We start from the raw sequence: 14,148 nt of genomic DNA, 5'->3' as shown, positions 1-14,148 counted from the left end.
CTCCTACAGGGATTGCGTTCCTCCAGGGAGGGATGTGTCGCCCTGGAAATCAGAAGTCGTAGCTCAGCCGTGTGTAGTAGAAGGCCCCCTCCGGTGCCGCCGGCGACAGGAAGCTGTATTGCTGCCCCGCCGTCTGGCGCAGTTGCGGGTTGAAGGTGTCCGGCTTGCTGTCGAACAGGTTGTTGGCCCCCACCGACAGCCGCAGCTGTTTGGTGAAGGCGTAGTTCACGTCCAGGTCGGTGGTCCATTGCGCCGAGAAGGTCTGGTCGTACTGCGCCGCGGCATCGCTGGTCGCGTACTTGCGGTACTGGCCATAACGGGTCTCGTTCAGCGCCACGGTCCAGGCGCCATAACGATGCACCGCGCCGAACACCAGCTTGTCTTCCGGGTAGCCGTGTTCGAGGAAGCCCCGCGCTTCACGGGTCAGCACATCAAAGCCGTAGGGGTTGGAGTTGATCCGCTCGATCACGGTCCTGGCCTTGGTGTAGCCCGCCGACAAGGCCAGGCTGCCGAACTGCTGCAGGTCGAGGTTGTACTTGCCGACGATGTCGATACCCCGGGTGCGGGTGTCGGCGGCGTTGGTCATGAACTGCGCCCAGGTGTACTGGCCGTAGCCGGCGGCCTGGAGGATCTGCTCGGCCTGGGGCCCCGAGATACCGCCGCTGTAGAGCAGGCGATCGCGAATGCTGATCTGGTAGGCATCGATGGTCACCGAGGCCTGGTCGGTAGGCCGCAGCACCAGGCCAAGGGAGAAGTTGGTGGACTTTTCCGGTTTCAGCGGCTGCGCGCCCAACGCCCGCGCCGCCGGGTTGTCGGCGGGCAGCATGCGGGTCAGCACCGGGTTGCCGTTGGAGTCGACGTTGGTGGTGGTGGTCCAGGAAGTGCCGATCTGGCCCAGGGTCGGGGCGCGATAGGCGTTGTTCACCGTGGCCCGCAGGCCGACCCGTGGGGTGAAGTCATAGCGCGCCGAGACCTTGCCGGTGGTGGCCGAACCGAAGTCCGAATAGTGCTCGGTACGCCCGGCCAGGCCGAACTGGAATTTGTCGGTGAGCTGGTTTTCCAGGCCGAAATACACCCCGCCGACATTCCGGCTGTAGGTTCCGGCATCGTCCGGCGTCAGCCCCGAAGCCTGCACCGCGCCGACCTGGACACCATTGATGCCACCGAAGGAGTAGGAATCGGCGTCACCCGCCTCCAGGCGATAACGCTCGTTGCGATAGGCAACACCAGCAGAGACCGTCAGCGGATGTTTTGACCAATCCACATCCAGGTCCTTGGCGTAGTCCAGGGTCAGGTTGGTCTGTTCGTTGATCAGCGTGGCGACATTGAAGCGGGTCGGGCTGGCCGCGCCGAAGCTCGGGTTGACCGTGTCGAAAGCGGTTTCGTCATGGGTATCGCGACCGTAGGTGGCGCTCAGGTCGAAGCGCCCCAGGCTCGCGTCCTCGTAGCGCGAACCGACGGTCAATGCACCGTCCTCGTAGCGATAGCGGTACTTGGGAATGGTGCCGTTGGGGTAGATCGCCGCCACGTTGTTCGGGTTGCCCGCCAGCAACGGCGGCGTGTTGTTGACCGAGGTGTCCTGGCCGAAGGTGGCAAAGCTGTAGAGCCGCCATTGCTCGCTCAGGCCGATCTCGGCGTTGGCCGCCAGGTTGTACTTGTCGCGGCCGGCGCCGCCCCAGCGTGGGTCCTGGGTCTGGCCGTTGGCCTGGTAGCTGTCGCCGATATCATCGGGTTTGTTGTTCAGGCTGTTGAAACTCAGGGTCAGGAAACCGTCCCCCGGCAGGCCCACGCCATACCAGCCGTCTGCGGCCTTGGAGAAACCGTCGCCCTGGGCGAATTTTCCCAGTTGGGTATTGATCTGGCCGCCGCTGTCGCGCTCCTTGAGCACGATGTTGATCACCCCGGCGATGGCGTCGGAGCCGTATTGCGCCGAGGCGCCGTCGCGCAGCACTTCGACATGGTCGATGGCGCTGATCGGGATCATGTCCAGGTCCACCGGCTGCGCGCCCACGAAGGGCACGCCGCCGGAGATGTTCACCACCGCCGAGGCGTGCCGGCGCTTGCCGTTGATCAGTACCAGGGTCTGGTCCGGGGCCAACCCGCGCAAGGACGCCCCCTTGGGGTCCTGGCCGCGGGTCGCGCTCTGGTTCTGCGGAAAGTTGAAGGACGGCAGCAGTTGGAACAAGGCCTGGTTGAGGCTGGTGGCACCGGTCTGCTTGAGTTCCTCGGCATTGATCACGTCCACCGGCGCGGTGCTGGTCAGGGCCGTGGCATCGCTACGGCGGGTGCCGATGGCCACCACCCGGTCGAGGGTCGGCGCGGCGGCGTCGGTGTTGCGTGCAGCGGCCTTGGCGGTGCTGGCGGCCTGGCTCGAAGCGGCGCCCTCCTTGATGATGAACGCGCCTTCGGGGCTGACCTGCAATTGCAGGCCGGTCCCGCGCAAGGCTTCGTTCACCGCCTGCTGGACCGACAGGGAACCGTCCACCTGGGCCGACGAGTAGTTGCTCAATTGCGGCGTGAAGGAAATCACCTGGCCGCTTTGCCGGCTGATATTGAGCAGCACCTCGTCCAGCGGACCGGGTGCGATGTGATAAACCTGCCGGGCTTCTTCGGCGCCCTGGGCACAGGTGAGAAACAATCCGGCCAGCGGTGCGATGGCAAAACTGCGCAGTGAACGGCGTGCTGCTGTGTTGGTGTTGTACGGACGCAAAGTGATTCCCCCCATGGAATCGAACAGCGCTGCTCCCTCGGCAGCGCTTACGGGAGTGATGTGCAATGGCCGATGAAAAACTTGCAGACCCTTTGGTTATGGTCTTAGAACCAAGCGCCTAGGCAGGGCTCAAGGTCACCCACAGGTCGGTGTGCCGGGCGATACGAATCGGCAAGGTGCGGGCCAGGGTGTCGAGTACCTGCTGCGGGTTGTCCAGCCGGAACAGACCGCTGACCCGCAGTTGCGCGATGGCCGGGTCCAGTCTCAGCACACCCGGGCGATAAGGGCGCAAAGCCTCGATCACCTCGGACAGTGCCGCGTCGCGCACTTCCAGCAGTCCCTCGACCCAGGCCGTGGCCCCCATGCGACTGGGCAGGATCGGGCCGAATCGATAGCGGTCGTAGGACACCTCGTGACCGCTCGGCAATTGCAGGTATTCGCCGGCGGGTCCGTGGATTTCCAGGGCACCGCTGAGCGCGACGACATGGCCGCTGCCGGCCCTTTCGCGCACCTGCAAGCGATTGCCATAGGCGTGCACCCGCGCCTGGGTGGTCTGCACGACAAAAGGCCGGGCCGCGTCATTGGCGACCTGCGCCAGCAGTTCACCGTCCAACAGCCGGAGTTGCCGCTGCCGGGGACTGAAATCGATGTCGGCGGCGCTTTGCGCGTTGAGCTGCAAGCGGCTGCCATCCGGCAGCTCCAGGCTGCGGCGCTCGGCGGTGCCGGTGCGCAAGTCGGCGCTCAGTTCGGCCAGCGGCAGGCCGCCGTCACGGGCCAGGAGAGCGACACCGAGGATCACACCGACTCCGGCCAGCGCACCCTGCAAAACCTTGCGGCGGTTGGGCGGCGCGCTCAGGGTGCGCTGCAGCAATTGCGCATCGACGCCCTGGGCGATGGGAATGCGGAACACCCCGAGGCGGGTTTCCAGTTGGCTGCAAAGTTGCTCGCGACGCGGGTCCTGGCTGCGCCAGTGGCGGTAGGCGCGCTGGTCGGCGTCACTGGCATGACCGGAATGCAGCAGGACGATCCAGCGGGTGACCTCTTCGATCAGCGGGTCTTGCGGCTCGCGGCTCATCTCAATCGCTCCTCGCGCGCAGGCAGCGGCTGATGGCCCGGGTCATGTAGTCGCTGACCGAGCGTTGGGAAATGCCCAGCTCGGCGGCGATCTCGGGATAGGTCAGGCCATTGACCTGGGACAGCAGGAAGGTGGCCTTGACCTTGTCCGGCAGACCGTCGAGCAGGCAGTCGATGTTTTCCAGGGCTTCGAGCATCTGGGCCAGGTCTTCAGGCGACGGCACTTCGACGTCGGGGGCCTGTTGCAAGGCATCGAGGTAGGCGCGCTCCAGGTCGCGGCGGCGCCAGAGCTGGTACATCAGGCGCTGGGCAATGGTGGTCAGCAGCGCCCGTGGCTGACGAATCGGCACGGCGTCGGGGGCCATCAGCAACTGGACGAAAGTGTCGGCGGCGATGTCTTCGGCGCTGGCGCTGGAATCCAGGTGGCGGCGCAAACGGGCGCACAGCCATGGGTAATGACTACGGAACAATCCGCCCACGTAATCGCGGTGAGGTGTGTCGGCGCCGGACATAGTGGCTCCAATTGAAGAGAGATGCGCTGTATGTCCGGTGGTCCGGTGGCAGGGATCCTACCAACACGGCTTATTCTTTAATAATACTTAAAAACTATTTTAATATTCTATTTAGCTATTTAATAAATTGACGCAAATCCCAGCGCCCGGGCCTCGTCCCGGTAATCCAGCAAGACCTGATAGTCCGCCTCGCTCGCCGGCAACACTTCACTCAAACCCAACGTCGCCGCGACATCGGGAAGTGCCTGCAGCGCCAGGTTCATCGCTGCCCGAATGCGTTCGATCTCCTCGACGCTCGACTCGGCATGGGTAATAAAAGGCAGGCACGGACTCAAGGCGCTACGCGCCACCACTCTCAATCCGGCCACCTCATGGGCTGCAAAACGTGCCAGGTAGGCGAAGGTCACACTGTCCACCGCCGCCAGGTCGGCCAGGCCCTCGCGCAACCAGCGCAGGCTTTCGCGGTGAGCGCCACTCTGCCCGACACTGGCGAAGAACCGACCGTCCTGATGCAGGGGTGCCAGGGAATGTCGCAGCAGGTTCATCCCGCTATTGGAGCCCTCATCGTTGATCACGCCGCGGCTGCCGTAGAAGTCTTCCAGGGTACGACGGCCCTCGCTTTCACGACTCAGCAACAGACTGCAATGGTCACCGCCCGAGGCGTATTCCAGTTCATAACGCGGACGCCCGATCAGCCTGACCTGGCCGCGCAACAGGGTCATCAGCGGATAACCGCAGGTCTGGGTAAACAACAACTGCGGCGACAGCCAGAGCTGCATCAGATCCAGGCCCCGGGCAGAACCACGGCGCATGCCAAGCGTTTCCACAATCCGCTCGATCCAGCGCTCGTTGGCCTCCCGCACTTCCTGCGGCGCCACATACATCAACAGTTCTGCATAACGGTGAGTCATGAATCGTCCTCAGGCAAACGGATGCCGTGGGCTATCGACGACTTGCAGCGCATGCCGTCGCGCCAGCTCGCCATAGCCTTTTACCAGGTAGCCACCACTGCGCGCCAACCAGGCATCGCGCCGCGCGTAATAGACCCGCGGCAGGAAATACCACGGCAGTTTCGGCAGGTCGTGGTGCACCAGGTGCAGGTTCAGATTGAGGAACAACCAACGCCAGGGCCAGCCCGCTTCGTTGAGCACCGTGCGTTGCTCCGGCAAGGTACTCGGGCGGTGTTCATAAAAAGACCGCAGCGCCCCCACTGACAGCGCCGGAACGCTGATCAGCAGCAAGTAATGCCAGACCGGGATCAGGCTGTAATGGGCGATGAACGCCAACATCAACAGGACCAGCGTGCCGTGGGTCAGCCACATCAGCCAGGCCTGGCGCTCGCCACGGCGCAGGCGCTGGCCTTCCTCCTTGACCAGGCCGAACAAGGCCAGCGGCGCCCCCAGCAGCAGGCGTCCCGGGACCGTCTTGTTCAAATAGTGCACGCTGCGTTGCAGAGCCGAGCGGTGCTGCCAATCCTGCTGACGGAAATAGCGGCTTTCCGGGTCGATACCGGGCAAGGTCAGGTCCTCGTCGCGATGATGCAACAGGTGGCTGTCACGATAGAGGGTGTAGGGATACCAGACGGCGAACGGCGCATAACCCATCAGCTTGTTCAGCCAGACGAAACGGGTCGGATGACCGTGCAGCAATTCGTGCTGCACCGACATCCACAGCGTAACGATGGGAATAAGCAAGAGCGTGCTCGGCCACAGGCCGAGCCAGGGACTGGCCAGCAGCACGGCGAACCAGCTTGAATAGACACCGATCAGCAATAGCCAGGTCGGCCATTCGGTACGGCCGGTGAAGGTCTGTTTCAGGTGCAGGATTTCTTCGCGTTGGGCAACATCAAGATAATTGGGCATCGGTCGGCTTCACACAGGTTCAGCCGATGGATAAACCCCGGCTTTATCCCCTGATGTGGATTACCGACGGAAAATCTTGCAGATCGATTGGTTATATCCTTAGACCCCTCAGTGGCCGAGCACATCGACCTTCTTGACCTTCTTCGCCGCACGCTTTTCGTCGGCGCTCTTGGCGGGTTTCTTCTTGGTGGCTTTTTTTGAATCCATGCCCTTGCTCATGATGCGTACTCCAGATGGATGTAGACTCAGGTATACACCCATCCGAGCACTTCGGCTCTCTTATAATCCCGCGCCAGCCCCCTCCAGCGATAAATGCCATGCCCAATCCCGACTACGCCCCACTGCCGGAAGCGCTACGGCCACTGCTGAACAAGTTCTACCGCGCGCACAACTCGCCGATGCGTTCGGCCAGCAACGGACAGCTGTGGGTGGCCCGGCAAGGGGAGATCATCGGCGGGTTGTCGCTGACCCCGATTGCCCAGGGACATTGGCTTACCGGGCTGTTTGTCGCCCCATCACGACGCGGCCAGGGCATCGCCGCGCAATTGGTGCAACAAGCGCTCGGCAACTGCTGCGGCCCGGTCTGGCTGTTCTGCCATCCCGAACTGCGCGGGTTCTATGAACGCCTGGGCTTCCACGGCGACCCGGCCCTGCCCCAGCCGCTGGCGGAGCGCCTGGCGCGCTACTCACGCAGCAAGCCGATGATTGCCCTGGGTATAGAACCGTTGGTGAGGTCGACTGCGCAAAATGTGTGATCGGCGGTGCATTTGCCCGTGCTAGCCTCCAACCCACACTCGTTTTTACCAGGATGATCATGAAACGCACGCTCGTGGCTTTATCCTTGACCGCCCTTCTCGCCCCTCTCGCCAGCCAGGCCGCCACCGCCAATAGCGCCATCACCGACGCACAATACGCCAAGGTTCTCGCAGGCCCGTGGCGAGCGCCGGAAAACAGCGCTCGCGACGGCTACCGCCATCCCCAACAGACCTTGCAGTTCTTCGGTTTGCAGGCCAACCAGACGGTGATCGAAATCACCCCCGGCGGTGGCTGGTACAGCGAAGTGCTCGCGCCGTTGCTCAAGGGCCACGGCCATTACATTGCGGCCGTGCAGGCGCCCGCGACCAGTGAGTTCGCCAAACGCTCGGCCGACAACCTGAAGCAGAAATTCGCCAAGGACCCGAGCCACTACGCCAAGGCCGGCGTGGTCGAGTTCGATCCCCAGGCACCGGTGTTCGGCAAGCCTGGCTCGGCGGACCGCGTGCTGACCTTCCGCAATGTGCACAACTGGGTCATGGCCGATGACGCCCCGGCGATGTTCAGCGCCTTCTTCAAGGTACTGAAGCCGGGCGGCGTGCTTGGTGTGGTGGATCACCGGGCCAAGGATGGCGCGGACCTGGCCAGTATCAAGCAAAGCGGCTACCTGCCCACCGCCTACGTGGTGAAACTGGCCACCGATGCCGGCTTCGCGCTGGAAGGCCAGAGCGAAATCAACGCCAACCCCAAGGACACCAAGGACTACCCCGGCGGCGTCTGGACCTTGCCGCCGTCGCTGAGGCTGGGTGACCAGGACCGAGCCAGGTATGTGGCCATCGGCGAATCGGACCGCCTGACCCTGCGCTTCGTCAAACCCGGCAAGGTGGCGGCCCAGTAAGGGAAACTGGAAACTTCGGCGGTCAATCGTCCGCCGTCGGGTCCAGGTCGGGGAACAGCACTTCGGTGAAACCGAATTTGCTGAAGTCGCTGATCCGCGACGGGTACAGGCGGCCGATCAGGTGGTCGCATTCGTGTTGCACCACACGGGCGTGGAAGCCCTCGGCGATCCGCACCAGCGGTTCGCCATTGGGCGTGAAGCCTTCGTAGCGGATACGCGAGTAGCGGTCCACCGCGCCGCGCAGGCCCGGTACCGAAAGGCAACCTTCAAAGCCTTCTTCCAGCTGCGGCCCCAGGGGCGTGATCAGCGGGTTGATCAGGATGGTCTGCGGCACCGCCTCGGCGTCCGGATAACGTTCGCTATGCTCGAAACCGAAGATCACCAGTTGCAGGTCGACGCCGATCTGCGGCGCGGCCAGGCCGACGCCACCGACGTGCTCCATGGTCTGGAACATATCGTCGATCAGCTCCCACAGCTCCTTGCTGTTGAACAATTCCGGCGGCACCGGCGGAGCGATACGCAGCAGGCGCTCATCGCCCATTTTCAGGATTTCACGGATCATGATCAGGTTTCGTCAATAGTCGGCTTGAGGGAGTGGTCCCGCCCCAATCCGGAGATAGGCAGGGTGTCGTCATGCTCGTGGAAGTCCTTTTTGCCAGGATTCTTGCCTTCGGACGACATGTGTTCGATCACCGCATTCATTTCAGCCCCGAGCAACAGGACCGCCGCGGAAATATAGAAGTACAGCAGCAGGACGATGATCGCCCCGATACTGCCATACATTGCGTTGTAGTCGGCGAAGGTTTTCACGTAATAGCCGAAGCCCAGGGACGCGACGATCCAGACCACCACCGCGAGCACCGAGCCCGGGGTGATAAAGCGGAATTTCTGCTTCACGTCCGGCATCACGTAGTACATCAGGGCCACGGCGAACATCAGCAGCACCACCACCACCGGCCAGCGCAGCCAGGTCCAGAGCGTGACGACGTATTCCTCCATGCCGATCTGTCCCGCCAGCCAGCTCATGACCTGCGGCCCGAGCACCATCAGCGCGGCGGCGGCCAGCAGCATCACGGCGATGCCGACGGTGTAGAAGATCGACAGCGGAAAACGCTTCCAGATCGGCCGTCCCTCGAGCACATCGTAGGCGGCGTTCATCGCGCTCATCATCAGGCGCACGCCGGCCGAGGCAGTCCACAGGGCAATGACGATACCCACGGAGAGCAGGCCGCCCTTGGATTGCTGCAACTGGTCGATCACCGGGTTGACCTGGTCCAGGGCCTGGGGCGGCAACACCAGCTCCGACTGCAGGCGCAGCCAGGTGAAAAAGTCCGGCAGGTGCAGGAAACCGATCAGGGCGATCAGGAACAACAGGAAGGGAAACAGCGAAAACAGCATCTGGTAGGCCAGTGCCGAGGCATAGGTCGACATTTCGTCGGCGACGAATTCTGTGACCGTGCGCATCATCACGCGATGCAGGGGCAGGTCGCGCAACTCAGGGAAAATCATAGCGTCTCCTTTCGCCGCAAATAAAGGTAGCGAGTCAAGGCGACTCAAAGGGGTTCCACTACAGCTCTTTCTAACCCAAAGCAACGCGGTTGGCGACCCTCAAAACATTTCTCGATCTTAACCAGTGTAGCCGCCACGCGAAAACGGCCATCCCGGGATGGCCGCATGGTCCGTGCCCGCGAAGGGTCAGGCCCGGTCGACGCCTTTCTTGATGGCGTCCTTAGCTTTTCCTACAGCTTTCTGGACATCGCCCTTGAGTTCCTGGGCCTTGCCTTCGGCGCGCATCTGGTTGTTGCCGGTGGCCTTGCCGACGGCTTGCTTGACGTTACCCACCGCTTCGTTCGCCGTGCCTTTGATTTTATCGCTGGTGCTGCTCATGATATTTCTCCAATAAGAAATGCGGGTGTCATGTCTCGACATAAGGTTGACCCAGGGCCTGCGCGCGGAGTTTCATTTATTTACAGTCGGTGTTTGCCCACGGCTTTTCATCGAAGAATTCAGGTTTGGCTTTATGTTTGCCCGCCAACCCCTGAGAATGCGCGCCAGATTCAGGCTCTGGCGCTGAAGATCGATAACGGTAGGAAAGTCATGAAACTCGATAAAAAGCAGGCCATCGCCCGCCGCAACCAGGAACTGGGCGGCGCGGTGCTGGGCGTCAACAACTGTCACTTCACCGAACTGAACCGCAACAAGAACATCTGGTGGTTCGATATCCCGGTGGCTCGCCTGGCGATCGGCCAGTACGAATGGGTACACCTGTTGTTGCACACCCCGAGCAACGACCAGTTGCTGCACCTGAAGGTGACGACCGCGTTCCTGCGCGAGAAGATGGAAGGCCTGGTGGTGCGCAACGCCGGCAAGCGCCGCCCAACCTTGAGCCTGGAGCTGAGCGCCGACAAGGACTCGTTCCTCAAGGACGTACGCCCGGCTGGTACCGGTGTGGATTTCTCGCCATTCCAGCAGTCTTGAATAGCGAATGCCATAAATGACAAAGCCCCGCATGGCGGGGCTTTGTCGTTTCAGCGGGTCAGGCGATTTTCTTCAGGCCCAGCTTCTTGAGCTCGCTATCGCGCAGCTCGCGACGCAGGATCTTGCCGACGTTGGTGGTCGGCAGCGCATCGCGGAACTCGACGAACTTGGGCACCTTGTAGCCGGTGACATTGGCACGCATATGCTCCATCACCTGGTCCTTGGTCAGGGTCACCCCCGGCTTGGCGACGATAAAGATCTTGATGACTTCCCCGGATTTCTCATCCGGCACGCCGATGGCCGCGCATTGCAGCACACCCGGCAAGGTCGCCAGCACGTCTTCCAATTCGTTCGGATAGACGTTGAAGCCCGACACCAGGATCATGTCCTTCTTGCGATCGACAATCCGCATGTAGCCGTCCGGCTGGATGATCGCGATATCGCCGGTCTTCAACCAGCCTTCGCTGTCGAGGATCTCATCGGTGGCGTCCTGGCGCTGCCAGTAGCCCTTCATCACTTGCGGGCCCTTGATGCACAGCTCGCCGATTTCGCCCAGGGCCTGTTCTTCCCCGGCATCGTTGACCACCTTGCACAGGGTCGAAGGCACCGGAATGCCGATGGTGCCGATCTGGATGCTCTGGCTCGGGTTCACCGTTGCCACCGGACTGGTTTCGGTCATGCCGTAACCCTCGCAGATGGCGCAGCCGGTCACGGCTTTCCAGCGCTCGGCCGCGGCCAGTTGCAGGGCCATGCCGCCGGACAGGGTGACCTTCAGCGCGGAGAAGTCCAGCTTGCGGAAACCCTCGTTGTTGCACAGAGCAACGAACAGGGTGTTCAGGCCGACAAAGCCGCTGAACTTCCACTTCGACAGCTCCTTGACCATCGCCGACAGGTCGCGCGGATTGCTGATCAGGATGTTGTGATTGCCGATCAGCATCATCGCCATGCAATGAAAGGTAAAGGCATAGATGTGGTACAGCGGCAGCGGGGTGATGACGATCTCGCAGCCTTCATTAAGGTCCGAGCCCATCAGCGCCTTGCACTGCAGCATGTTCGCCACCAGGTTGCGGTGGGTCAGCATCGCGCCCTTGGCCACGCCGGTGGTGCCACCGGTGTATTGCAACACGGCGACATCGCTGCTGGCCGGGTTGGCTTCATTGACCGGCTGGCCATGGCCCTTGCTCAGCACGTCGTTGAACTTGACGGCCTTGGGCAGGTGATAAGCCGGGACCATCTTCTTCACGTACTTGATGACACTGTTGATCAGCAGGCGCTTGAGCGGCGGCAACAGGTCGGCGACTTCGGTGACGATAACGTGCTTGACGCCGGTCTTGGGCACCACGGTTTCGGCCAGGTGCGCCATGTTCGCCAGGCACACCAGGGCCTTGGCGCCGGAGTCGTTGAACTGGTGTTCCATTTCCCGCGCGGTGTACAGCGGGTTGGTGTTGACCACGATCAGCCCGGCGCGAATGGCACCGAAGACCGCGACCGGATATTGCAGCACGTTGGGCAACTGCACGGCGATACGATCGCCCGGTTGCAGGTCGGTGTGTTGTTGCAAGTAAGCGGCAAAAGCACCCGACAGTTCGTACAACTCACCATAGGTGAGTGTCTTGCCGAGGTTGCTGAAGGCCGGCTTGCTGGCGAATCGTTGGCAAGACTGTTTCAATACCGTCTGAACATTCGGGTACTCGTCGGGATTGATATCGGCAGCAATCCCAGCCGGGTACTTATCCTTCCAAAAGTCTTCGATCATGGAAGCCTACTCCTCAGCAACGCGAATTCAGCACCGCATTTGATGCGATTATTATTTGTCTGTGTTTTTTATTGGGTGAATCCGGCTTTAACCTACGCCGAGAAGTCACAAAGCGCGCCGAGAGTAGCAGCTTTGCCGAGGGTCGCCTAGAGCCAAACGAGGCCCTTACGGTCATAAAAATGACTCAAGAAATACCAATGGTCATTTTTAGAGTAAAGATTCTATTTGTTGGAATCTCGCTCTGGATCGAGGGTTTCAGGCCCAAAAAGCTTCGCGGGCAAGCCCTGCTCCTACAGTATTGTGTCGTACACAAAATCGGTGAACGACGACGAACTGTAGGAGCAGGGCTTGCCCGCGAAGAGCCCCTCAATAACGCCACATCTATCGCGGCCTAGGCGATATCCCGCAACTCCCGCCGCAGGATCTTGCCCACCGCCGTCATCGGCAGCGAATCACGCAGCACGATGTGCTTGGGTACCTTGTAGCCGGTAAAGTTTTCCTTGCAGTAGGCCTTCAGTTCTTCGAGGCTGACCCCCGAATCCCGCGCCACCACGAACAACTTCACCGCCTCGCCGGAACGCTCGTCCGGCACCCCGATCACCGCGCAATTGGCGACTTTCGGGTGGGCCATCACCACATCTTCGATTTCATTGGGGTACACGTTGAAACCGGAAACGATGATCATGTCCTTCTTGCGGTCGACGATACGCACGAAGCCGTCCGGGTCGATCACCGCGATATCGCCGGTCTTGAACCAGCCCTCGGCATCCAGCACCTGTTCCGTGGCCTCGACCTGCTGCCAGTAGCCCTTCATGACCTGCGGCCCCTTGATACACAACTCGCCACGCTCGCCCAACGGCTGCTCGACCCCGTTGTCGTCAATGACCTTCAAGGCCGTACCGGGCACCGGCAAACCCACCGTGCCCAGCTTGCCCTTGTCGCCATAGGGGTTGGTGCAGGCGATCGGCGACGTCTCGGTCAGCCCGTAGCCTTCGGTGATGCGGCAACCGGTGAGTTTGTGCCAGCGCTCGGCGGTAGCCTTGACCAGCGCGGTGCCGCCGGAGTTGGTGAGTTTCAGGCTGGAGAAATCCAGGGTCTTGAACTCCGGATGCTCCATCAACGCCACGAACAGGGTGTTGAGCCCCAGCAACGCGGAAAAGCGCCAGTTCTTCAACTCCTTGATAAAGGCGCCGATGTCCCGTGGATTGCTGATCAGCACGTTGTGGTTGCCGGTAACCATCATGCACATGCAGTTCGCCGTGAAGGCATAGATATGGTACAGCGGCAGCGGCGCGATCATCACCTCCTGGCCTTCCTTGAGCAGCGGCTGGCCGTCGTCGCCGGGCTGGGACAGGCAACCCCGGGCCTGCTGCATGTTCGCCACCAGGTTGCCGTGGATCAGCATCGCACCCTTGGCCAGCCCCGTGGTGCCGCCGGTGTATTGCAGCACCGCGATATCCTCCAGGCCGACGCTCAACGGCCGGATGGCGTGGCCCCGGCCCAGGCGCAAGGCGCTCTTGAACGAGGCCGCCTGGGGCAGGTCATAGGCCGGGACCAGCTTCTTCACCTTGTCCACCACCAGGTTGGTCAGCCAACCCTTGGCGGCGGGCATCAGGTCGCCCATCTTCGCTTCGATCAGGTACTCGATCTGGGTATCGGGCAGCACTTCCTGGACCCGCTGGCCGAACAGGTTCAGGTACACCAGCGCGCGGGCGCCGGAGTCCTTGAACTGATGGCGCATCTCGCGAACGGTGTACAGCGGATTGGTGTTGACCACCACCAGCCCGGCGCGCAACGCGCCGAACACGGCAATCGGGTAATGCAGGACGTTGGGCAACTGCACCGCGATGCGATCGCCCGGTTTCAGCTCGGTGTGGCTTTGCAGGTAACCGGCGAAGGCCGCGCTGTAGCGCTCGAGCTCGGCGTAGGTCAGGGTCACGCCCATGTTGCTGAAGGCCGGACGGTCGGCGAACTTCTTGCAGGAGCGCTCGAACACCTCGATCACCGACTTGTAGGCGCCCAGGTCGATGTCCAGGGGTACGCCGGTGGGGCGTTTGTCATTCCAGAAATCAGGTTGCATTGTTTTTGTCCTCTTACCTGAGCCT

The 14,148-nt window shown here is 61.9% G+C and carries 13 protein-coding genes; 3 read left to right on the top strand and 10 right to left on the bottom strand.

Annotated features, from left to right (window positions below):
- Positions 1 to 49: 49 nt before the first annotated feature.
- The 5 genes from M5C56_RS16700 to M5C56_RS16680 form a co-directional block, all read right to left on the bottom strand.
- Positions 50 to 2,725: a TonB-dependent receptor gene (locus tag M5C56_RS16700; RefSeq protein WP_103497587.1), complete on the bottom strand. Its 2,676-nt coding sequence runs from the start codon at positions 2,723 to 2,725 to the stop codon at positions 50 to 52.
- Positions 2,726 to 2,828: 103 nt separating this feature from the next.
- Positions 2,829 to 3,785 carry a FecR family protein gene (locus tag M5C56_RS16695; protein WP_103497588.1) on the bottom strand — a complete coding sequence of 319 codons (957 nt, stop codon included), beginning with the start codon at positions 3,783 to 3,785 and terminating at the stop codon, positions 2,829 to 2,831.
- Position 3,786: 1 nt separating this feature from the next.
- Positions 3,787 to 4,296, bottom strand: coding sequence for a sigma-70 family RNA polymerase sigma factor (locus M5C56_RS16690; RefSeq protein WP_103497589.1), 510 nt, complete (start codon positions 4,294 to 4,296; stop codon positions 3,787 to 3,789).
- 119 nt (positions 4,297 to 4,415) lie between these two features.
- Positions 4,416 to 5,207 (bottom strand): PhnD/SsuA/transferrin family substrate-binding protein, encoded by a 792-nt coding sequence (locus M5C56_RS16685; RefSeq protein ID WP_103497590.1) that lies wholly within the window; start codon positions 5,205 to 5,207, stop codon positions 4,416 to 4,418.
- Between the two features lie 9 nt (positions 5,208 to 5,216).
- Positions 5,217 to 6,158 carry a fatty acid desaturase gene (locus tag M5C56_RS16680; protein WP_103497591.1) on the bottom strand — a complete coding sequence of 314 codons (942 nt, stop codon included), beginning with the start codon at positions 6,156 to 6,158 and terminating at the stop codon, positions 5,217 to 5,219.
- A 317-nt stretch (positions 6,159 to 6,475) separates the two neighbouring features.
- On the opposite strand from M5C56_RS16680, the gene M5C56_RS16675 reads away from it, so the two are divergent.
- On the top strand, positions 6,476 to 6,913 hold the full coding sequence (locus M5C56_RS16675; protein WP_103497592.1) for a GNAT family N-acetyltransferase: 438 nt from the start codon (positions 6,476 to 6,478) through the stop codon (positions 6,911 to 6,913).
- Between the two features lie 59 nt (positions 6,914 to 6,972).
- Positions 6,973 to 7,809, top strand: a complete 837-nt coding sequence (locus M5C56_RS16670; RefSeq protein ID WP_103497593.1) for a class I SAM-dependent methyltransferase — start codon at positions 6,973 to 6,975, stop codon at positions 7,807 to 7,809.
- A gap of 22 nt (positions 7,810 to 7,831) precedes the next feature.
- Here the strand turns inward: M5C56_RS16670 and def are convergent, their stop codons facing one another.
- The 3 genes from def to M5C56_RS16655 form a co-directional block, all read right to left on the bottom strand.
- Positions 7,832 to 8,371, bottom strand: coding sequence for a peptide deformylase (def, locus tag M5C56_RS16665; RefSeq protein ID WP_103497594.1), 540 nt, complete (start codon positions 8,369 to 8,371; stop codon positions 7,832 to 7,834).
- 2 nt (positions 8,372 to 8,373) lie between these two features.
- Positions 8,374 to 9,318 (bottom strand): YihY/virulence factor BrkB family protein, encoded by a 945-nt coding sequence (locus tag M5C56_RS16660; RefSeq protein ID WP_103497595.1) that lies wholly within the window; start codon positions 9,316 to 9,318, stop codon positions 8,374 to 8,376.
- Positions 9,319 to 9,504: 186 nt separating this feature from the next.
- Entirely contained in the window at positions 9,505 to 9,696 is a 192-nt protein-coding gene (locus M5C56_RS16655; protein ID WP_103497596.1) for a CsbD family protein, read from the bottom strand.
- A 210-nt stretch (positions 9,697 to 9,906) separates the two neighbouring features.
- On the opposite strand from M5C56_RS16655, the gene M5C56_RS16650 reads away from it, so the two are divergent.
- Positions 9,907 to 10,287: a hypothetical protein gene (locus M5C56_RS16650; RefSeq protein ID WP_103497597.1), complete on the top strand. Its 381-nt coding sequence runs from the start codon at positions 9,907 to 9,909 to the stop codon at positions 10,285 to 10,287.
- Positions 10,288 to 10,345: 58 nt separating this feature from the next.
- Here M5C56_RS16650 and fadD1 read toward each other — a convergent pair whose 3' ends face one another.
- Together fadD1 and fadD2 are read right to left on the bottom strand one after the other, a co-directional pair.
- On the bottom strand, positions 10,346 to 12,043 hold the full coding sequence (fadD1, locus tag M5C56_RS16645) for a long-chain-fatty-acid--CoA ligase FadD1 (RefSeq protein WP_103497598.1): 1,698 nt from the start codon (positions 12,041 to 12,043) through the stop codon (positions 10,346 to 10,348).
- A 391-nt stretch (positions 12,044 to 12,434) separates the two neighbouring features.
- Positions 12,435 to 14,123, bottom strand: coding sequence for a long-chain-fatty-acid--CoA ligase FadD2 (gene fadD2, locus M5C56_RS16640; protein ID WP_103497600.1), 1,689 nt, complete (start codon positions 14,121 to 14,123; stop codon positions 12,435 to 12,437).
- Between the last annotated feature and the right edge of the window lie 25 nt (positions 14,124 to 14,148).

The sequence above is a fragment of the Pseudomonas sp. MWU13-2862 genome (genome assembly GCF_023242495.1).
Taxonomy (GTDB): Bacteria; Pseudomonadota; Gammaproteobacteria; order Pseudomonadales; family Pseudomonadaceae; genus Aquipseudomonas; species Aquipseudomonas gingeri_D.
The sequence above is the reverse complement of the archived record's forward strand: the minus strand, read 5'-3'. Positions and strand labels throughout refer to the sequence as shown.

Excerpts from the sequence above, each read along its gene's own strand:
- M5C56_RS16700 (WP_103497587.1), bottom strand. The coding sequence starts at position 2,725 with ATGGGGGGAATCACTTTGCGTCCGTACAACACCAACACAGCAGCACGC.
- M5C56_RS16695 (WP_103497588.1), bottom strand. The coding sequence starts at position 3,785 with ATGAGCCGCGAGCCGCAAGACCCGCTGATCGAAGAGGTCACCCGCTGG.
- M5C56_RS16690 (WP_103497589.1), bottom strand. The coding sequence starts at position 4,296 with ATGTCCGGCGCCGACACACCTCACCGCGATTACGTGGGCGGATTGTTC.
- M5C56_RS16685 (WP_103497590.1), bottom strand. The coding sequence starts at position 5,207 with ATGACTCACCGTTATGCAGAACTGTTGATGTATGTGGCGCCGCAGGAA.
- M5C56_RS16680 (WP_103497591.1), bottom strand. The coding sequence starts at position 6,158 with ATGCCCAATTATCTTGATGTTGCCCAACGCGAAGAAATCCTGCACCTG.
- M5C56_RS16675 (WP_103497592.1), top strand. The coding sequence starts at position 6,476 with ATGCCCAATCCCGACTACGCCCCACTGCCGGAAGCGCTACGGCCACTG.
- M5C56_RS16670 (WP_103497593.1), top strand. The coding sequence starts at position 6,973 with ATGAAACGCACGCTCGTGGCTTTATCCTTGACCGCCCTTCTCGCCCCT.
- def (WP_103497594.1), bottom strand. The coding sequence starts at position 8,371 with ATGATCCGTGAAATCCTGAAAATGGGCGATGAGCGCCTGCTGCGTATC.
- M5C56_RS16660 (WP_103497595.1), bottom strand. The coding sequence starts at position 9,318 with ATGATTTTCCCTGAGTTGCGCGACCTGCCCCTGCATCGCGTGATGATG.
- M5C56_RS16655 (WP_103497596.1), bottom strand. The coding sequence starts at position 9,696 with ATGAGCAGCACCAGCGATAAAATCAAAGGCACGGCGAACGAAGCGGTG.
- M5C56_RS16650 (WP_103497597.1), top strand. The coding sequence starts at position 9,907 with ATGAAACTCGATAAAAAGCAGGCCATCGCCCGCCGCAACCAGGAACTG.
- fadD1 (WP_103497598.1), bottom strand. The coding sequence starts at position 12,043 with ATGATCGAAGACTTTTGGAAGGATAAGTACCCGGCTGGGATTGCTGCC.
- fadD2 (WP_103497600.1), bottom strand. The coding sequence starts at position 14,123 with ATGCAACCTGATTTCTGGAATGACAAACGCCCCACCGGCGTACCCCTG.